11 protein-coding genes are annotated in these 19,804 nt (G+C 73.4%); all 11 read left to right on the top strand.

The window, feature by feature from the left end; translation table 11 throughout:
* Nucleotides 1-36: 36 nt before the first annotated feature.
* The 11 genes from DEU31_RS16025 to DEU31_RS15975 all read left to right on the top strand — a co-directional run bounded on the left by DEU31_RS16025 (nucleotide 37) and on the right by DEU31_RS15975 (nucleotide 19,511).
* Entirely contained in the window at nucleotides 37-1,011 is a 975-nt protein-coding gene (locus tag DEU31_RS16025) for a MoxR family ATPase (protein ID WP_166649547.1), read from the top strand.
* Entirely contained in the window at nucleotides 1,008-2,426 is a 1,419-nt protein-coding gene (locus DEU31_RS16020; protein WP_133677844.1) for a DUF58 domain-containing protein, read from the top strand. The genes DEU31_RS16025 and DEU31_RS16020 overlap by 4 nt, the downstream gene beginning before the upstream one ends.
* Nucleotides 2,423-4,942, top strand: coding sequence for a transglutaminase domain-containing protein (locus tag DEU31_RS16015; RefSeq protein ID WP_133677843.1), 2,520 nt, complete (start codon nucleotides 2,423-2,425; stop codon nucleotides 4,940-4,942). Before DEU31_RS16020 ends, DEU31_RS16015 begins: the two co-directional genes overlap by 4 nt.
* Entirely contained in the window at nucleotides 4,939-7,116 is a 2,178-nt protein-coding gene (locus tag DEU31_RS16010) for an RDD family protein (RefSeq protein WP_133677842.1), read from the top strand. Before DEU31_RS16015 ends, DEU31_RS16010 begins: the two co-directional genes overlap by 4 nt.
* A complete protein-coding gene (locus tag DEU31_RS16005) occupies nucleotides 7,113-7,988 on the top strand; it encodes a protein phosphatase 2C domain-containing protein (RefSeq protein WP_126988294.1) in 876 nt (291 codons plus the stop codon). Before DEU31_RS16010 ends, DEU31_RS16005 begins: the two co-directional genes overlap by 4 nt.
* On the top strand, nucleotides 7,985-11,347 hold the full coding sequence (locus DEU31_RS17225) for an FHA domain-containing protein (RefSeq protein WP_243733865.1): 3,363 nt from the start codon (nucleotides 7,985-7,987) through the stop codon (nucleotides 11,345-11,347). The genes DEU31_RS16005 and DEU31_RS17225 overlap by 4 nt, the downstream gene beginning before the upstream one ends.
* Nucleotides 11,344-12,993, top strand: coding sequence for a serine/threonine-protein kinase (locus tag DEU31_RS15995; RefSeq protein WP_133677841.1), 1,650 nt, complete (start codon nucleotides 11,344-11,346; stop codon nucleotides 12,991-12,993). Before DEU31_RS17225 ends, DEU31_RS15995 begins: the two co-directional genes overlap by 4 nt.
* Nucleotides 12,994-13,146: 153 nt before the next feature.
* Nucleotides 13,147-13,857: a hypothetical protein gene (locus DEU31_RS15990; RefSeq protein WP_010552408.1), complete on the top strand. Its 711-nt coding sequence runs from the start codon at nucleotides 13,147-13,149 to the stop codon at nucleotides 13,855-13,857.
* 96 nt (nucleotides 13,858-13,953) lie between these two features.
* Nucleotides 13,954-18,420 carry an FtsK/SpoIIIE domain-containing protein gene (locus DEU31_RS15985; RefSeq protein ID WP_133677840.1) on the top strand — a complete coding sequence of 1,489 codons (4,467 nt, stop codon included), beginning with the start codon at nucleotides 13,954-13,956 and terminating at the stop codon, nucleotides 18,418-18,420.
* A 210-nt stretch (nucleotides 18,421-18,630) separates the two neighbouring features.
* Nucleotides 18,631-18,897, top strand: coding sequence for a WXG100 family type VII secretion target (locus DEU31_RS15980; RefSeq protein WP_133677839.1), 267 nt, complete (start codon nucleotides 18,631-18,633; stop codon nucleotides 18,895-18,897).
* 134 nt (nucleotides 18,898-19,031) lie between these two features.
* Complete coding sequence (locus DEU31_RS15975) at nucleotides 19,032-19,511, top strand: hypothetical protein (protein ID WP_234695734.1); 480 nt, start codon at nucleotides 19,032-19,034, stop codon at nucleotides 19,509-19,511.
* Nucleotides 19,512-19,804 lie beyond the last annotated feature (293 nt).

Below are 19,804 nucleotides of genomic sequence, written 5' to 3'. Positions count from 1 at the left end.
CCCGCTCCACCTCCTCGAGAAAGCACCTGAGTACCCATGAGCATGACCCCCGAACAGGCCCGCTGGTTCGCCGACACCTTCGACAAGCTCGTCCAGAGCGTCGGCCAGGCCGTCCTCGGCAAGAACGAGGTGGTCCGCCTCGTCATGACCGCGATGATGGCCCCCGGCCACGTGCTGCTCGAGGACGCGCCCGGCACCGGCAAGACCTCCCTCGCCCGCTCCATCGCGGCGACCGTGCAGGGCACCAGCACCCGCATCCAGTTCACCCCGGATCTTCTGCCCTCCGACGTCACGGGCGTGACGATCTACGACCAGAACACGAAGTCCTTCGAGTTCCACAAGGGCCCCGTCTTCGCCAACGTCGTCCTCGCCGACGAGATCAACCGCGCCTCGCCCAAGACCCAGTCGGCGATGCTCGAGGTGATGGAGGAGGGCCGCGTCACCGTCGACGGCGTCACCCACGAGGTCGGCAACCCCTTCATGGTGATCGCGACCCAGAACCCGATCGAGCAGGCCGGCACCTACCGCCTGCCCGAGGCGCAGCTGGACCGCTTCCTGATGAAGACCTCGATCGGCTACCCGGACCACGCCTCGAGCGTGCAGATCCTCCAGGGCTCCGCCCTGCGCGACCGCTCCGAGCAGCTCACCCCGCGCATCTCACTGCAGGCCGTCAACGACATGACCCAGCTCGCCTCCACCGTGCACGTGGACCCGGCGGTGCTCGAGTACGTCTCGCGCCTGATGGAGGAGACCCGCCTCGCGCCCGAGGTCCGCGTCGGCGTCTCCATCCGCGGCGCCCTCGCCCTCATGCGCACCGTCAAGGTGTGGGCCGCCGTCAACGGACGCCATTACGTGATCCCCGACGACGTCAAGTCGCTCGTGGAGCCGGTGTGGCTGCACCGCTTCGTGCTCGACCCCGAGGCCGAGTTCGCGGGCACCACCGCGAAGTCCGTCATGACCAAGATCCTCAGCGAGGTGGCGCCTCCCCAGGCGCGCCAGCAGACGGCATGAGCTCCCAGCCCTCCTCCGTCCCCACCGACACCGCCGACGCGAAGTCCGCCAAGGCCGAGGCGAAGAAGCGCCGCCGCGCCGCCGCGGCCGAGTCCCGTGCCGGCTCCCGTCGCGAGCGCCGCAGGGCGCGCGCGGCCGCGAAGCGAGCCCGTCAGGGGCAGACCGGCCCGGCCGAGGAGACCACTCAGGGCGATGCCCCCGCGAGCACAGGCTGGGCCGGTCTGCGGGACCGCGTCGTCGAGCTGTGGATGCGCCGCATCCACCCGGTCCTCGACGTCGTCTCCCCGGTGGGCTGGGCCGTGGCCGGCGTCGCCGCCGCGTGCTGGATCGCAGGCCTGAGCCTGCACGTCACCGAGCTGAACGTGGTCGCGCTCGCGCTCACCGTCCCGCTCGTGATCGCGGCGCTGTTCGTGCTGGGCAAGGCGAACTACAAGGTCACGCTCGACCTGCAGACCCACCGGGTCGTCGTCGGCACCCGGGCCGTCGGCCGGGTCGAGGTCGCCAACCCCACCCAGCGCGACATCCTCCCCTCGCGGATCGAGCTGGCCGTCGGCCAGGCCACCGCCCAGTTCCTGGTGCCGCGGCTCGCGGCCGCGCAGAGCCACGAGGAGCTCTTCGCCGTCCCCACCAAGCGCCGCGCCGTGCTGGTCGTCGGCCCCGTGCGCTCCGTGCGCGACGACCCGCTCTCCCTCATGCGCCGCCAGGTCACCTGGGCGAAGGAGCAGGAGCTCTTCGTCCACCCGCGCACGGTCCGCCTCGACGAGGCCGCCAGCGGCTTCCTCCGCGACCTCGAGGGCACGCCCTCCTCGGACCTCTCCAGCTCCGACATCGCCTTCCACGCGCTGCGTGACTACGCCCCCGGCGACGACCGTCGCCACGTCCACTGGCGCACCACCGCCCGCACCGGGAAGCTCATGGTCCGCCAGTTCGAGGAGACCCGCCGCTCCCACGTGGTGGTCGCGCTCGACAACCTCGCCGAGCACTATGCGAGCGAGGAGGAGTTCGAGCTGGCCGTGTCCGTGGCCGCCTCGATCTCCGCCCAGACCTTCCGGGAGGAGAAGGAGCTGACGCCCTTCACCTTCGACGCCCGCCAGCGCACCGCCTCCTTCCGCCCGATGATGGACGACTACACGCTGGTCGAGCAGCTCAAGGAACGGATCTCCTTCCACGAGCTGGGGCAGAAGGCATCCGACCTCGCCCCCAACGCCTCCGCGGTGATGATGGTGGTCGGTCCCCACACCTCGGCGCGCGAGCTCAACGCCGCCGCCAACCAGCTTCCGATCGGAGTGATGGCCGTGGCGATCCGCTGCGTGGAGGACGCCGAGGTGCAGCGATCGGCGATCGGCTCGCTCGACGTCGTCACCCTCGGCTCCCTCGACACCCTCGCCCGCGCCCTGAGGGCGGTGGGCCGATGACCGCGCCCGCGCGCCCCGCGCGCCGCCCCAGCTACTTCTCGTCCGTCCCCGCGAAGCGCCTCGCGATCGACCTCGCCGTGCTCGGCGCGCTGTTCGTCCTCGCGCTGCTCGGCTTCCAGCACGTCTACGGGGGAGCGCAGTACCTGGTCACCGGGATCATGGCGCTCGTGCTCGGCACCCTGATCGCCCTGATCGGCGCCCGCTGGCGCTGGGGGCCGCTGCGGATCACCGCCCTCGTGCTCGGGGTGTACCTCCTGTTCGGCTCGATGTTCGCCGCCCCCACCCGGGCGCTCTGGGGCATCGTCCCCACCCCGGGATCGCTGCTCGAGCTGCTGAAGGCGCCGGTGACGAGCTGGAAGTCGCTGCTGACCGTCGCCCCGCCCATCGGCGTCGCCCAGGGCGTGCTGGCGGTGGTGTGGATCAGCATGCTGCTGCTGTCGCTGGCGGCGATGACCGTCGTGATGCGCACCCGCCTCTACGTCCTGGCCTGGCTGTTCCCGCTGGTGATGGTCGCGACGAGCATCTTCTTCGGCACGGACCAGGCGTTCTGGCCGGTGCCGCGCGGCGTGCTCTACGCCGTGCTGTCCGTCGGCTGGCTGACCTGGCGCTTCGAGAGCGGCCGCCTGGCCGGTGCCGAGTCCACGATCATCTCCGACACCGTCCGCCCCGGCTCCTGGAAGAACCCGGTGCTGCGCCGCCGCGTGATCGGCGGCGCCGTGATCATGGCGATCGCCGCCGGCGGCGCCTTCGCGGCGAGCCCCCTGCTGGACCCGCCCGAGGGCACCATCCGCTACGCCCAGCGCGACCGGATCACCCCGCCCTTCGACCCGCGCCAGTACGTCTCCCCGCTGACCGAGTTCCGCGGCTACCTCAAGGATCAGCGCGAGGAGGAGCTGTTCACCATCACCGGTGTGAGCAGCGGCGACCAGATCCGCCTGGCCACGATGGACCAGTACGACCTGCAGGTCTACAACGTCGCCTCCAGCCGGCAGAAGGACAGTCCCTCCGGGGCCTTCCTGCGCACCGCCCCCGGCGTCGACCTCGAGGAGGGCACCGGGGAGCAGCAGGTCTCCTCCGTGACGATCGGCGCGTACCGCGGCGTGTGGATGCCCACCGTCGGCGAGCGGACCAACCGCATCGACCTCGAGGGGATGGACCAGGGCCGCGCGAGCGCCACCACCGAGAACCTCTTCCTCAACCAGCCCTCGCAGACCGCGGTCAACGCGCTCGGGGTGCAGGCGGGGGACACCTACGAGCTGTCCTACGAGCCGTACACGGAGCCCACCGCGGAGCAGCAGAACACCGCGACGTTCGCGGACATCGCCCTGCCCGACAACACGCCGACGGACGACATGACAGCGCTCGCCGAGGAGTGGGCGGGCTCCTCCGACTCCGACTACGAGCGCTTCCAGAACCTCTCCCGCTCCGTCAAGGAGGACGCCTACTACTCCCACGGCCTGGAGGACGACACCGCCTCGCTCTCCGGCCACGGGTACAGCCGGCTCCGGGCGATGCTCGAGGAGGTCGGCTTCGACGAGGACACCCCCGACGCCCAGCCGATGGGCCGCATCGGCGACGAGGAGCAGTACGCGGCGCTGACCGCCGTGCTGGCCCGCTCGATCGGCATCCCGGCCCGCGTGGTGATGGGCTTCGAGGTGCCCGAGGGCCAGGAGGGGACCGCCTCCATCACCGGCGACGACGTCACCGCCTGGGTGGAGGTCGCCTTCGAGGACATCGGCTGGGTGCGCTTCGATCCCGCCCCCGACGAGGACGAGGACCCCACGGAGCCGCAGCCCAAGGAGGTGGAGAAGCCGCTGCCGCAGGTCGCGCAGCCGCCGCCGCCCCCGGCCGAGCCGCCGAGCCCGCCGCCCGGCGCGATGAGCGACGACACCGACGACGACGAGGACCCGACCGACGAGACCGCCTCGTGGGTCGTGTACCTGGGCCTCGGCCTGCTCCCGTTCGTGCTGCTGGGCCTGTTCGCCGCCGCGGTGATCATCGCCAAGACGGTGCGGCGCCGACGCCGTCGCGCGCTCGAGACCCTGCCGGCGCGCGTCGACGGCGGCTGGCAGGAGATCCTGGACCTCCTCACCGACATGGGCAGGGCTCCTGATCCGCTGATGACCCGGGCGGAGATCGCCGCACAGCTCCAGGCCGACGTCCCCCAGCTCGGGGCGTCCACGCTGGCCGCCCGCGCGGACCGGGCCGTGTTCGGCCCGGACGACCTGCCCGACGCCGCGGCGGAGGAGTACTGGGACCAGGTGATGGCGGCGCGCAGCGGCGCCACCGCCGCCCTGCCGTGGCATCGTCGGCTCCGCACCGCGCTCTCCCTGCGCTCCTTCCGCCGCGGTGCGGCCGAGCGACGGCGCGAGAACCGGCGCCGACGGGTCAACGCCCGCGCCCGGGCGAAGGCGCAGAAGCGCACGGAGGCGCTGCGGCGACGCCGCTCCTCGGTGCGCGGCACGACCGCACCGTCCCTCTGGCGGACCATCAGGCGAAAGGGCCGTTCCTCATGAACCAGACCAGATACTGCAGCACCTGCGGGACGCTGCTGTCCGAAGGGGCCGCGATCTGCGGCGAGTGCGGTGCGCGCTATCAGGCCTCGCCCTACGAGAAGCGGGCCACCGACGCGCCCGGCGCCTGGTCGGCGCCGCCCAGGCCCCGCACCCGGGCGGAGCAGGGGCAGGAGCACTCCGCGCAGGAGGACGAGGGTATCGAGCTCATCAGGGCCGACTCCCTCCGCTCGCCGCAGCCGGGAGCGACCGCGCTGCGGAGCGAGGAACAGTACGATCGGGTGATGGTCACGCAGCCACCGATGAACCAGCCCGCGAGGAACCAGCCCGGGCAGAGCCCCGGCATGCCCGGCGGGCCCGGTGCGTCGGCCTCCGGGTCGGGCGCCGCCCCGGGCACTGCGCCCGGGGCCGCTCCGGAGGGCGCTCCCGCCGCGGCGTCCTTCGAGCCGCCGCTGGACGGCTGCGCCCCGGCCACCCCTCTCAAGCGCTTCCTCGCCGCACTGATCGACACGGTGATCTCTTCAGTCGTCGCCGTGCCGTTCCTCATCGGCGCAGGCCTGTTCGCCTTCTCTGAGAACCAGGGCCTGCTCGCCCAGATCCTCATCGGGGTCGGCGTCGCGCTCCCGCTCGCGTACCACCTGGTGATGATCTGGCTGGTCGGCGCCAAGGGCTTCACCCTGGGCAAGCTGATCCTGGGCCTGCGCGTGACCCGCCTGAGCGAGGGCGGGGCGCTCGGCTTCGTGCGCGCGCTCGGACGCTGGGCCGTGTATGCGCTGTTCCCGCTGCTGATGGCGCTGTCGATCTTCTTCGACCCGCGCAAGCTGCTCCGCGGCTTCCACGACCGGGCGATCGACTCGGCCGTCACGGACATCAAGGCCGGACGCAACCCCCTCCAGCCCCGCCCCGACGACTTCGAGCGCGCCGGCGCCGAGCACTACCTCGGCGCGCCGTCCGTCGCGGTGTCCACGCACGAGAACCTGCTCTCCGAGCCCGGTGCGGCATGGCGAGACCAGGGCGCCTCCCCGGTCCAGCCCGTCGACGGCGCGCAGGGGCCCGAGCAGGGCGCCCCGAGCCCGTACGCCCCGGGCGGCTCGGCGGCCTCCGCCGCCGAGGCTCCCGCCGCGTCCTGGGGCTCCCCGTCCCCGGCACCCCAGCAGCCCGCCTCCGACGGCGGCTGGGCCCCGCCGCCCGTCGAGCCGATCCCCGCGGCGCCCGCGCAGTCCTCCTGGGACCAGCCGTCCGCGTCGGGCCAGTCCTCGTGGGACCAGCCGTCGGCCCCCGCGCAGCCCTCGTGGGAGCAGCCCGCCGGGCAGGACCAGGCCCCGTCCTGGGGCGAGCCCGCGGGGCAGAACCCGCAGGAGCAGCAGTGGGGTGCCCCGGCCCCCGAGCAGCCGCAGGCCGCCCCGTCCTGGGGACAGCCCTCGGCACCGGAGAGCTCGGCGCCCGAGCCCTCGCAGTCCGCGACCTCGTGGGGCGAGGCTTCGGCCCCGGAGCAGCCGCAGAGCTGGGACCAGGGCGGATACGCCCCCGCCCCGCAGTGGGGCTCCCCGGCTACCGCGCCGGAGCCCGCCCCGGCGCCGTCGCCCGCTCCCGCCCCGGGACCGGTCGACTCCTCCCCGGCCGCCTGGGGACCGCCTCCCGCGGCCTCGGCGGACCAGGCCCCGGCCGCGCCGGGCCAGGACGCGGCTGCGCCGGGCCAGGACGCGGCCGCGCACGGCGGCGACGCCCCGAGCGACATCACCGGTGATGCCTGGGGCGACGACGGCGTGGACGAGGCGACGCGCATGTCCGTGTCCGAGGACCTCGGCGACCTCGAGGCGACCCGCATCTCGCCCGCCCATCTCCCGCCCGCGAAGAAGGTGCGGCTGACCACCGACGACGGTGCCGAGCGCGTCGTCGAGAAGGCCGTGGTGGTCGGGCGCAACCCCTCCTCGCCCTCCGGCGAGGTGCTCTTCGTGATGAAGGACGACACCCGCTCCGTCTCCAAGACCCACCTGCGCATCGACGGCACGGGGGAGGAGCTGCTGGTGACCGACCTCGGGTCCACCAACGGCTCGACGATCCTGCGCGAGGACGGCTCCCGCGAGAACCTCGTGCCGGAGACCCCCACGGTCCTCCCGGCCGGGGCCCGCCTCACCCTCGGGGACCGGACCCTGTCCGTGGAGAGGGTGCAGTGATCGACCGCTCCCTCTCCGACCCGGACCTCGAGGGCACCGTCCGCGTCGTCTCCGCCTCGGCCACCCACGTCGGCCACGTGCGGGCGACGAACGAGGACAGCCTCCTGACCGCCACGCCGATCCATCTCGTCGCCGACGGGATGGGAGGGCACAACGCGGGCGAGGTCGCCAGCGCGATCGCGGTCGAGGAGTTCGAGAAGCTGACGCTCCAGCAGAACGTCACCGTCGAGCAGCTCGGCGACGCGCTGCACACCGCGTCGGTGCGCATCGGCGAGCTCGGCGGCGAGTCGACCCTCGGCGCCGGCACCACGGTCGCGCTGGTCGCGACGATGGTGCTGGACGGGATCGGCTACTGGGTCGTGATGAACCTGGGCGACTCCCGGGTGTACCGCCTCTCGGGGGAGATCTTCGAGCAGGTCAGCGTGGACCATTCGGTGGTCCAGGAGCTGATGGACCGCGGCGAGATCTCGGCCGAGCAGGCGCGGATCCACCCCTACCGGCACATGGTCACCCGGGCGCTCGGCGCCGGGCCGGAGTCGGATCCCGACTACTGGCTGATCCCGGCGGAGGTCGGCGATCGGATGCTGATCTGCTCCGACGGGCTCACCGGCGAGGTCGACGACGCGTCGATCGAGCGGATGCTGCGCCGACCCACCGACGTGCGCACCATCGCCGAGGACCTGGTGCGCCGTGCACTGGACGGCGGCGGGCACGACAACATCTCCGTGGTGATCGTCGAGGCGGTCGAGGTGCTGGGGCAGCCCGGCGCCTCCGAGGACACCGCCGGCGGCACCTCTCCCGCGGAGGACGAGTTCGAGGTCGACGAGGACACGCTCCCGCGCCCCCTCGCGGACGGTGAGGGTCGGGCATGACGACCGAGGACACGGCGTCCGCCGCGGCCTCCCTGCTCGGCCTCGGCACCTGGACCCGACAGGGGCCGGCGACCCTCGTGGTGCGCGAGGACCGCTGGGTGGTGCTCGTCCCCGGGCTGCGCAAGCAGGTGACGGAGGCGGCCTGGGAGGTGCTGGGACGGCGTCCCGAGGCCGAGGAGTTCGTCGATCAGCTGGTCGAGGCCGGTGATCTGGGCAGCGCGGACAAGCTCACCGCGCTGCTGTTCGGCGTCCACGACGGGCAGAGCGCGACGGTCGGGGTGAAGGGCTCCACGCCCCTGGCCGTCTACACGGCCGATGGGGCGCAGGTGGTCGTCGGCACCGAGGAGCAGCCGCTGGTGATCAGCTCGTTCGAGGGGGTGCGCCGGGTGGCCTTCGGCGACCTCCCGCCCGAGGAGCCCGTCGGCGCGCCGCGCGTGGTCTCGGGCATCGTGCCCGTGCGCGGCTTCGTGCACATGACCGTCGACCCCGCCCAGCTCGAGGAGGCCGACCGCGCCGCGCTCGCCGAGCAGGTGGAGAAGGACGGCCGCTCGATCGAGACGGAGGAGGTGAAGAAGCGCCGCGCGGAGCGTCCGGCACCCACGCCCTCGAAGCCCTCGACGACCGCAGGATCCGGCTCGAGCTCCTCGTCGATCCGCAAGCCCTCCGTCGCCACCCGCAAGCCGGGCGAGATGCCGCCGTCGCTGTCCCGCGGCGGATCCTCCGCGTCCTCCTCGCGCCCCGCGGCCGCGACGGAGGCGTCCTCGGGACCGAACCTCTTCGCGGGCCTCTTCGGGAACGACGCCCCGGCAACGGCGTCGGCAACGGCGTCGGCTCCCGCCCCGGCTCCGGCGGCGACTCCGGTCCCCGCTCCGGCCGCGCCCGGGCAGTCGACCGCCGGTCCCGCCGCCGCGCCGTCGGCACCCGCGGCGGAGTCCGCTCAGCCCGCGGCGACGCCTGCTCCGGCTGCCACGCCTGCGCCGGCCGCAACGCCCGAGCAGGCTGCGACTCCTGCGCCGGCTCCATCGCCGGCGCCGGCCGCGACATCCGCGCCGCTCGAGTCCGCGCCGTCGGCCGCGCCGTCGGGGTCGGCACCGGCCGACGACGCGCCGGCCGAGGCGACCGGAGCGAGGGCGGAGACCGCGACGACGGGCGCGGCCTCGCAGTCCGTCGCCGGAACGCGGACCGCGCCCGCGAAGCGACGACTCGTGAGCACCTCGCTCTTCGACCGTCGGCGCACCGCGCCCCCGCCCGCCGCCGCGCCTGCACCGAGCGCCGCCGAGCAGGCGACCGCGCAGCCGGTCGAGCCCCACTCCGAGGAGACCGCGACGGCACACGGCTCTCACCCGGCGCCCGCACCGTCGGCGCCCGAGACGCAGCAGCCCGCGGCGCAGGACGACTCCGCCGCCGAGACGCAGCAGCCTGCGGCGCAGGATGCCTCCGCCGCCGAGACGCAGCAGCCCGCGGCGCAGGACGCCCCCGCGCCCGGTGCCCCTGCGCAGCCTGCCCCCGGGCAGCCCGCTGCCGAGCCGGCCGACGCCCCAGAGCCTGCACCCGAAGCCGCTCCCGCACCGGTCACGCCTCCGGCCTCCGCCGCACCGGCGGCCTCCCCGGCGCGCCCCGCCTCGCCCTCGGTGCCCACGCCCGAGCCGCCCATGGAGGACGAGCTCGAGTCGCCGCCGACCCTGATCGCACCGATCGACGACGGAGAAGGGCCGGAGGAGGAGGACGGACCGGCGCCCACGCCCGTCCGACGCGCTCCGGCGCCCGCGCCGCAGCGTCCCGCCGCCTCCACGGGCGACCTCGAGAACTCCGGCGCCTACGACGACCTCTTCGGCAAGACCGTCTTCCGCCGCATCGAGGACGCCGCCGTGCGCCGCAGCGGCGAGGAGGGCGAGGAGGCCGAGCACGAGCAGGCCGCCTCCGCCCCCGGCGCGGACGTCGTCGCGGCGGACGGCGACTTCCCCTCCGAGACCCGGATCCCCGGCACCGACGAGGCCGAGGAGGCCCCCGTCCCCGAGCACACCACCGGCGCCGCCGACTTCATCGACTGGGTGCCGGGCGTGGGACGGACCGCGCCGGAGATCGCGCAGGCCGCCGCACGTCGCGCCGCGCGACCGCAGAGCGCACCGCCGGCCTATCCGCAGGTCCACATGGCCGAGCGTCCGCCCGCCCCGAACACCGGCTCGCGTCCGGCGCCGACCCGGCCCGACGCTCCCCAGGGCACGGGAGCGGACAGGTACGCACAGGTCTCCGGCCCCGGGACCCCGATGCAGGGTGCGCAGAGCGCCGACGACCGACACGGCGCGAGCCCGTACGGGATGCCGGGACCCCGGGGGCAGCAGAGCCCGTACGCGGCACCGGGAACCTACGGTCCGCAGAGCGCGTACGGCGCGCAGGGCCGGCACAGCCAGCAGGGTGATCACGGACGCCCGGGTCCGTCGCACCAGCAGGCGCCCTACGGCCAGCAGGCCCCCTACCCCCAGCATTCTCCTCACGGACAGCAGACCGCTTACGGCCAGCAGTCTCCCTACGGCCAGCCGGGCCAGTACGGCCGGCCGGGCCAGCACGGGCAGCCCGGCCAGTTCGTCGGGCCCGGCCAGAACGGTGTCCCGGCCTCCCACGGTCGGCCTGCCGCCTCCGGCCATCCGGCCCCCGCCGCCGGCGCCTCCGGCCACGTCGGGCAGCAGGGACAGCAGCCGTCGCACGCCCCCGGCGTCGGAGGACGCCATGCGAGCGCACCGCATCCCGTCGCGCCGGGCACCGCAGCGCCGCCGGCTCCGGGGCCCGCGGCCCGGCCCGTCCCGGCTCCGGCTGCAGGGCCGTCCGCCCCGTCCGCCCCGCACGCCCCTGCCGCGCAGGAAGGTCCCGCACGGCCCGCCACCCGCGGATCGGGCGGCGCCGCCGTGGCACTGCCGGGGCTGGTGTGCGCGAACGGCCACGCGAACTCGCCGGAGAGGTCGGCCTGCCGGCTCTGCGCCGCGCCGCTCAGCGGCCCCACCCGCACCGTCGCCCGCCCTCCGCTGGGCGCCGTCGCGGTGAGCACGGGGGAGGGGTTCGTGCTCGACCGCACCGCGGTCATCGGCCGGCGCCCCCGGGCGTCCCGCGTCAGCGGCAGCGACGTGCCGCAGCTGATCACGGTGCCGAGCCCGCAGCAGGACATCTCCAGATCGCACCTCGAGCTGAGGCTCGAGGGATGGCACGTGGTCGCGCTCGACCTCGGCACCACCAACGGCACCACGCTGCACCGCGAGGGCTACGAGCCCCTGCGGCTGCGCCCCCGCGAGGGCGTGGTGCTCCACGACGGAGACCTGCTTGACCTGGGGGATGAAGTGCACCTGACGTACGGGGAGAAGTCATGAGCTCGAGACCGCCCTCGGCACCGCCGCGCCTGGCCGGCTACGAGTACGAGAAGCTGCTCGGCTCGGGCGGGTTCGCGGACGTGTTCCTGTACCGCCAGGCACGGCCGCAGCGCCGCGTCGCGATCAAGGTGCTGCTGTCCACGGTGCTCGACGAGTCCGTGCGCCATCAGTTCGACTCCGAGGCCAATGTCATGGCCCAGATGTCGACCCACCCCTCGATCGTCACGATCCACCAGGCCGAGGTCTCCGGGGACCACCGCCCCTACCTCGTGATGGAGTACTGCTCGCGCCCGAACTACGGCGTGCGCTTCCGCAAGGAGCGGATCACGGTCGCCGAGGCGCTGCGGGTGGGCGTGCAGATCGCCGGCGCCGTGGAGACCGCGCACCGCGCCGGGATCCTCCACCGCGACATCAAGCCCGCGAACATCCTGGTCACCGACTACAACCGGCCCGCGCTCACCGACTTCGGCATCTCCATCGCCGCCGGGCAGGGCGAGGACGTCGAGGACTCCCAGGGCATGTCGATCCCCTGGTCGCCGCCCGAGTTCTTCGCCGACCCGCCGCGCGCCGACGTGCGCAGCGACGTGTTCTCCCTCGCCGCGAGCGTGTACTCGCTGCTGGCCGGGCAGACGCCCTTCGAACGGCGCGGGCAGCGCAACACCGCCACCGACCTGATCCAGCGCATCGCGAGCGAGCCGCTGCCGGCCTTGAACCGGCCCGACGTGCCCCCGGAGCTGAACCGGGCGCTGTCCATCGCGATGGCGAAGGACCCCGCCGGCCGCTACGACACCGCGCTGGCCTTCGGCCGTGCGCTGCAGCAGGTGGAGCTCTCGCTGTCGCTCCCGGTCACCCAGATGGACGTGCTGGACGACCGCGGCGCCGCCCCGGCCCACGACGGCGAGGACGACGAGCTCGTCGAGCACACCCGGATCCGGAAGGTCGCCACCGTCGACCCCGAGACGGGCACCAGCCCCGGCGGACGTCGGCGCATGGACCCCTACGCCGGAGTCGCCCCCGCGCTCGGCGCGGCACCTGCCGCGGCGGGACCCGCGAGCTGGTCGGGCGCCTCGGCGCCGTCGGCCGCCGACGCCTCCGAGTCGACGATGCTGCGCCCCGCCGGGGCGCCCGCCGGACCCGTCGGCCGTGCGCCTCTGGCCTCCGAGCACCATGAGCCGGAGCCCGAGAGGCCCCGCACCCCCGCCTGGCCGTTCGTCACCCTCGCCGCGGTGCTCGTGATCCTGCTCGGGGTCGGGGCGACCCTCGGCGTGCGCCACTTCTTCGTGGAGGAGCCTGAGGAGGCCCCTTCCACCCTCGTCAACGCCCCTGTCGACCCGGAGGAGGCCCCGGGCGCTCCCCGCAGCCTCGAGCTGCAGGTCATCGCCCCCGAGCAGGAGGGCGGGCGGACCGGACGGGTGAAGGTCGCGTGGGAGCTGCCCGAGAACTTCTCTCAGGAGGACCACTTCATCGTGCAGTGGCAGGACCTGCCCGCGAACTACGACCGCTACGCCGTGCAGCACGAGGTCCACGGCCGCAACTCGGTCGTGATCGAGATCCCGCCCCAGCTGGCGGAGCGGTGCCTGACGGTCAGGACCGTCAACCCCAACGGGCAGTCCAGCGAGGCGGCGGATGAGTGCCTCAATGGGTGATGCCTCGACGAACACGGCCCGGACGATCACGGCCCCGACGGCCCCGATACCCATGACCCCGACGACCGCCGACGAGGACAGCGCCTCGCACGGCGAGACGGGCGCCGCCGCGGCGCGCGCCCACCGGACCCGACACACAGGAGAGCAGTGACCATGGCATCGACGATCTCGGTCGAGTTCTGCGGCGAGTGGTACCGCGTCGAGGACGGGGAGGAGCTCACGATCGGTCGCGAGGCGGACCTCACGATCGACGAGGACAACCCCTTCCTCCACCGACGCTTCCTGACGATCGTGCAGGTCGAGTCGATGTGGTGGCTGGTGAACATCGGGGCGCGGCTCTCGGCGACGATCACCGACGGCACCGGCTCGATGCAGGCCTGGCTCGCGCCCGGCGCGCGCATCCCGCTCGTCTTCGACGTGACCAAGGTGGTCTTCACCGCCGGCCCCACCACCTACGACCTGTCCGTGCACGCGGAGTCCCCGGAGTTCGCGCGGATCGCAGGCCCCGACGACCCGGCGGGGGAGACCACCGTCGGCTCCGTCCAGCTGACCCCGAGCCAGAAGCTGCTGATCCTCGCGCTCGCCGAGCCGATGCTCACCCGCGAGGGCTCCGGAATGAGCTCGGTGCCCACCTCGGCGCAGGCCTCCAAGCGCCTGGGCTGGCAGCTGACGAAGTTCAACCGCAAGCTTGACAACGTCTGCGACAAGCTCGACCGGCTCGGGGTGCGAGGGCTGCGCGGCGGGCCCGGCAAGCTCGCCTCCAACCGACGGGCCCGCCTCGTCGAGCACGCCGTCTTCTCACGGCTGGTGACGAGCGAGGACCTGCCGCTGCTGGACCAGTCCCAGGACGAGGACGACGAGTAGGCCGCCCCGCCGGGGATCGAGCCGGACGGACGGAGCCGATCCCCGACGCGGGGATCAGGACGGCGGGCGAGGGGCCCGCCAGGGGGAGGAGACCAGATGCGCATCAAGCTCACGCTGCGCAGGCCCGAGGACCGGCTGACCGATCTGGAGGTGACCGCGGACGCGACCGCGACCGTCGCCGACGTCGCGAACGCCCTGTACCTCGCCGACCCGCTGCGCAGCGAGGTCGAGCCGCCCGACGGGCTGACCCTCCAGGTCCAGGACCCCGGTGCCGGACCCGGCGCGAACGGCGCGCGCTCCCTGGACCGCTCGATCGACCTGATCCAGGCCGGTCTGCGCTCCGGCAGCATCGTCTCCATCGCCCGCTCCTCGAGCGAGTACGCCACCCGCTCCGAGTCCCGCGGCGCCGCGGTCGCGCTGATGCGCGTCCTCTCCGGCCCCGAGTCGGGACGCGAGTACCCGCTGCCCTCGGGGTCCAGCGTGATCGGGCGCGAGGGCGATCTCGACATCCGCATCGCCGACCCGATGCTCTCCAAGCGCCACGCCCGCATCAACGTCGGCGACACCATCGAGATCGTCGACCTGCACTCCTCCAACGGCGTGGTGATCGGCGGCGAGCAGGTCCAGCGCGCCGTGATCGGCCCTTCGGACACGGTGCTGATCGGCGGGACCACCTTCTCGGTGATCCTCCTGCACCGCCTCGGCGGCACCGCCCCCAGCTCCCCGGTGGTCGAGTTCAACCGGTCCCCGCGCGTGGTGCCGCGCTTCCCCTACCGACCGCTGAAGGCGCCGACGCCGCCGAAGGAGCCGAACCCCCAGTTCTTCCCGATCTTCATGATGTTCGCCCCGCTCCTCATGGGCGGCTTCATGTTCTCGCTGACCCGCAGCCCCTTCTCGCTCATGTTCGTGTTCATGATGCCGATGATGGCGACGGCCGGGTATCTCAACCGCAAGTTCCAGCAGAAGAAGATGCTCGAGCGGCAGATCGCGAACTTCGAGGAGGGACTCGCCTCCCTCAAGCGCCGCGTCACCGCCGCCCAGGACCTCGAGCGGGCGGTGCGCCTGGTCGAGGCGCCCTCGGCCGCGGACACCGTCGACGCCGCCTTCCGCCTCGGGCGCCTGCTGTGGACGCATCGCCCCGAGCACAACGCCTTCGGCACCGTGCGCCTGGGACTGGGCATCGCGGAGTCTCGGGTGGGCATCGACATGCCCGGCGAGAACGATGCCATCCCGAAGTACTACGACATGCTCGACGACATGCACGAGGAGTACAAGATGATCGCCGGCGTGCCGGTGGTCGCGGAGCTGAGGTACGCGGGCAACCTCGGCGTCGCCGGCGGCGGCGAGGAGGCCGACGGGGTCGCCCGCGGCATCGTCACCCAGCTCTTCGCGCTCCACTCCCCGGCGGAGATCGCGCTGGCCGCGATCACCTCCCGCTCCAGCCGCGACATGTGGCAGTGGCTGAAGTGGCTGCCGCACACCTCCAGCCCGCACTCCCCGCTGCCCGGCGACCACCTCGCCGACACCCCCGGTCGCGGCACCTCCCTCCTCTCGCGGATCGAGGAGCTGATCGAGCAGCGCGCCGGCGATGCGCCGCCCGCCCTGCGCACCCCGATGACCGTCGACGTCACCGAGGAGCCGCAGATCCCGCCGGAGCCGATCACCCCGAGCCTGGTGGTGATCATCGAGGACGACGCCCCCGTGGACCGGGCGCGCCTGGTGCGCATCGCCGAGCGCGGCCCCGACGTCGGCGTGCACGTGATCTGGTGCGCCGCGAACATCGCCGCGCTGCCCGCGGCCTGCCGCACCTACGTCTCCGTGGACGAGTCGATCGAGGGCGCGAGCGCCGGGCACGTGCGGGTGGGGGAGCGGTTCTACCCCGTCACCGTCGAGACCGTCTCCGTCGACGTCGCCGCCGGCGTGGCCCGCCACCTCGCGCCCGTCGTCGACGCGGGCGTCCCCGTCGACGACGACTCCGACCTCCCCCGCGCGATCTCCTATCTCAAGCTCGGCGGCATGGCGATGGCCGAGGACCCCGACCACATCATCGAGCGGTGGAAGGAGAACAACTCCCTCACCCCGCGCGACGGCTCCGAGCCCCAGCGCCGCAAGCACGACGCGAACCTCCGGGGGCTCATCGGCCACAACGGCCAGGACGCCTTCCACCTCGACCTGCGCACCAACGGCCCCCACGCCCTCGTCGGCGGCACCACCGGCGCCGGCAAGTCCGAGTTCCTGCAGGCCTGGGTGATGGGCATGGCCACCGCGCACAGCCCCGACCGGGTCACCTTCCTGTTCGTGGACTACAAGGGCGGCGCCGCCTTCGCCGATGCCGTCGACCTGCCGCACACCGTGGGCCTGGTCACCGATCTCTCCCAGCACCTGGTGCGACGCGCGCTCACCTCGCTGCGGGCGGAGCTGCACCATCGCGAGCACCTGCTGAACCGGAAGAAGGCCAAGGACCTCGTCTCCCTCGAGCGGACCGGCGACCCCGAGGCCCCGCCCAGCCTGATCATCATCGTCGACGAGTTCGCGGCGCTGGCGAAGGAGATCCCCGAGTTCGTCGACGGCGTCGTGGACGTCGCCGCACGAGGCCGCTCCCTGGGCCTGCACCTGATCCTCGCGACGCAGCGGCCCGCCGGCGTCATCAAGGACAACCTGCGCGCCAACACGAACCTCCGCATCGCGCTGCGCATGGCCGACGAGGCCGACTCCAAGGACATCCTCGGCGACAAGATGGCCGCCCACTTCGACCCCGGCATCCCGGGCCGCGCCGCGGCGAAGACCGGCCCCGGCCGCATCGCGACCTTCCAGACCGGCTACGCGGGAGGGTGGACCACCCACGAGCCCGAGCGGGCACGCATCGACATCGTCGAGAAGGACTTCGGCACCGGCGAGCAGTGGGACATCCCCTCCCCGCCGACCAAGGAGGTCAAGGACCCCGGCCCCAACGACATCTCCCGCGTCGTCGCGACGGTGAAGGCCGCCGCCGAGCGCGCCGGCGTGCCCGCACCCCGCAAGCCGTGGCTGTCCGAGCTGGCCGACGCCTACGACCTCTCGCGCCTGCCCACGCGCCGCACCGACGAGGAGCTGCTGCTGGGGGTGATGGACGTGCCCGAGGAGCAGTCCCAGCCGACCGTCTCCTACTATCCCGATCGCGACGGCAACATGGCGATCTACGGCACCGGCGGCTCCGGCAAGTCGACCACGCTGCGCACCATCGCGATCTCCGCCGCCTCGACGGTGCGCGGCGGCCCCGTCCACGTGTACGGGCTCGACTTCGGCGCCTCGGGCCTGACCATGCTCGAGGACCTCCCGCACGTCGGCTCGATCATCGCGGGCGACGACGAGGAGCGCGTGATCCGCCTGCTGCGCACCCTGCGGGAGCTGATCGACGACCGCGCCCGCGAGTTCGCGAAGCATCGCGCCGGGTCCGTGGCCGAGTACCGGGAGCTGACCGGGAAGTCCGACACCCCGCGCGTGCTGCTGCTGGTCGACGGCATGGCCGCCTTCCGCGAGGCCTACGACTTCTCGAACCTCTCGAAGTGGTTCACCACCTTCGTGCAGATCGCGACCGACGGCCGCCAGGTGGGCGTGCACGTCATCGTCACCGGCGACCGCCCCAATGCGATCCCCACCTCGCTCGGCTCCTCGATCCAGCGCCGCCTCATCCACCGCATGGCCAGCGCCGACGACTACTCGGCCTTCGGCGAGCCCAAGGACGTCCTGGACGGCACCTCGCCCCCGGGACGCTCCATCCTCGACGGCCACGAGGTGCAGATCGCGGTGCACGGCGGCGACTCGAACGTCGCGATCCAGTCCCGCGAGGTCGCCAAGCTCGCCCAGGCGATGCGGCGCGCCGGCGTGCCCGAGGCGCCCACCATCGAGCGCCTGCCCGAGCGGGTCGAGCTCTCGACGCTCCGCTCCGTCGTCGGCGGCCGGCCCGTCCTTGGCCTGGCCGACGAGACCCTCGCCGAGATCACCTACGAGCCGCGCGGCGCCTTCATGGTCACCGGCCCCATGGGATCGGGTCGCACCACCGCGATGCTCACCATCGCCACCGGCCTCAAGGCGATGGAGAACCCCATGCGCCTGGTCCGCTTCTCCTCCCGCCGCACCCCGCTGACCGGGCTGCCGGTCTGGGACGTGGAGGCCTCCGACCCGGACACCGTGCGCGAGCTCGCCGGCCAGCTCCGCCAGACGATCGAGTCCGGCTCGGTGGGGGAGGGGCGCCTGGCCCTGTTCATCGACGGGGTCGCCGACTTCACCGGCACCGGCGTGGAGAACGACCTCGACAAGCTCATCCGCGCCAGCACCCGCGAGGGCCAGTTCGTGGTGGGCGAGAACGAGTCCGCCTCGTGGTCCCAGGCCTACGTCCTCGCCCAGCCGTTCAAGGCCGGACGGCGCGGGCTGCTGCTCCAGCCCAGCGACATGGACGGCGACTCGCTGCTCGGCACCGGACTGGGGAGGATCCGTCGGGCCGACTTCCCGGCCGGCCGCGGCTTCCTCGTCTACAGCGGTCGGGCGATGAAGCTGCAGGTCGCGCAGATCACGTCGGGCTGAGGGCCGCTCGCGGGGGCCGACGGGGAGGGGCGTCGAGCCCGCCCCTGAGGCCCCCGCGACGCGTCCGGAGGGGTGCTCCGTCCCCATGGGGACTCCTCCCCATGGTCGCCTCCGGCGGATCGCCCTACAGTGAGGGCTGTCGAACACGCAAGAGGCCCGGTGCACCGCAGGGGGCGCAGGAGCCGGTGAACAGGAAGGGGAACCCGCATCGTGAACGCCACGAAGGGTATGAACGTCGACGAGGTCAAGCGGATGTCCGGCCAGCTGCGCGATGCGGCCGAGGAGATCACGCGGATCAAGCAGGAGCTCACCCGGGGCCTGGAGGACGTGGACTGGACCGGCCCCGACGCGGATCGCTTCCGCGGCCAGTGGTCCGGGGAGATGGTCCCTGCGCTGCAGCAGATCATGAACGCGGTCAACGAGCTCGGCGACACCGCCGACCGCAACGCCGCCGAGCAGGAGGCCACCTCCAGCTGAGGCGGTGCAGGACCGCGCCGTCACGGACGGCGACAGGGGTGGGGAGAGGCCCGGGCGGAGCACCGCTCGGGCCTCTCCCCTGCCTGGTATCTTTGTCGCCGAGAGTGCCAGGGGGACGAATGGAGCACAGCACCGTGAAGAGCATCGAGTATCCGAGCGCCGATTTCCCTGCGCCTCCTCGGGTCCGGGTCGAGGTGCCGGAGGACTGGGAGCCGCTCACGGTTCCGGGAGTGCAGCTCGCCGTCGCCCAGCCCCGCGTCGACGGGCGCTTCCGCGCGAACGTGGTCGTGACCGTGCAGCGCTTCGGACCGGAGTTCACCCTCGAGGCGGCGCGCGCCGGCCTCGAGCAGCGCAAGGCCTCCCTGCCCGAGCTCGAGGAGCTCGGCACCGGGGAGATCGAGATCGAGGGCACCACCTGGATCGCGAGCGAGTACGGCTACACCCAGCCCGGCCGCCCGACCGTGGTGCAGGCCGCGCGCTACGCCGTGATCGACCGCGGGGGCGTGGCCGCCGATGTGCTCGAGATCGTGGGCAGCTGCGGAGCGGAGAGCGCCGACGAGGAGATCGAGACCGTCCGCGCCATCCAGGACTCCCTGCAGCTGACCCTGGACTGACCCCCGCCACCGCATCGTCCCCGGAGGGCGCCGGCCATCGTGGCCGGCGCCCTCCGGCCGTCCGGGGCGAGGCCGTCCGGTCGACCCTGTCGAGGTCCTCGGGACGCGACGGCGAGGCGACGGCCCGGCGAGGTGCCACGCGTCGCGTGGGGAGCGGTGCACGGGGACCTCTGCCTGGGGAGTTGTCCCCATCGCCGAGGTGTGGTGGGTGGTTCTAGGGTGGTGTCATCACCTGGGGGACAGGGATCGAGGAAGTGGCCTTGGGGGTCGCGGAGGTCCGGTTCGGTGGGTGG

This window comes from Brachybacterium sp. AG952, from assembly GCF_004362645.1.
GTDB classification, from domain to species: Bacteria; Actinomycetota; Actinomycetes; order Actinomycetales; family Dermabacteraceae; genus Brachybacterium; species Brachybacterium conglomeratum.
The sequence above is the reverse complement of the archived record's forward strand: the minus strand, read 5'-3'. Positions and strand labels throughout refer to the sequence as shown.

Excerpts from the sequence above, each read along its gene's own strand:
- DEU31_RS15985 (WP_133677840.1), top strand. The coding sequence starts at position 13,954 with ATGCGCATCAAGCTCACGCTGCGCAGGCCCGAGGACCGGCTGACCGAT.
- DEU31_RS16020 (WP_133677844.1), top strand. The coding sequence starts at position 1,008 with ATGAGCTCCCAGCCCTCCTCCGTCCCCACCGACACCGCCGACGCGAAG.
- DEU31_RS15990 (WP_010552408.1), top strand. The coding sequence starts at position 13,147 with ATGGCATCGACGATCTCGGTCGAGTTCTGCGGCGAGTGGTACCGCGTC.
- DEU31_RS17225 (WP_243733865.1), top strand. The coding sequence starts at position 7,985 with ATGACGACCGAGGACACGGCGTCCGCCGCGGCCTCCCTGCTCGGCCTC.
- DEU31_RS16025 (WP_166649547.1), top strand. The coding sequence starts at position 37 with ATGAGCATGACCCCCGAACAGGCCCGCTGGTTCGCCGACACCTTCGAC.
- DEU31_RS15995 (WP_133677841.1), top strand. The coding sequence starts at position 11,344 with ATGAGCTCGAGACCGCCCTCGGCACCGCCGCGCCTGGCCGGCTACGAG.
- DEU31_RS16015 (WP_133677843.1), top strand. The coding sequence starts at position 2,423 with ATGACCGCGCCCGCGCGCCCCGCGCGCCGCCCCAGCTACTTCTCGTCC.
- DEU31_RS16010 (WP_133677842.1), top strand. The coding sequence starts at position 4,939 with ATGAACCAGACCAGATACTGCAGCACCTGCGGGACGCTGCTGTCCGAA.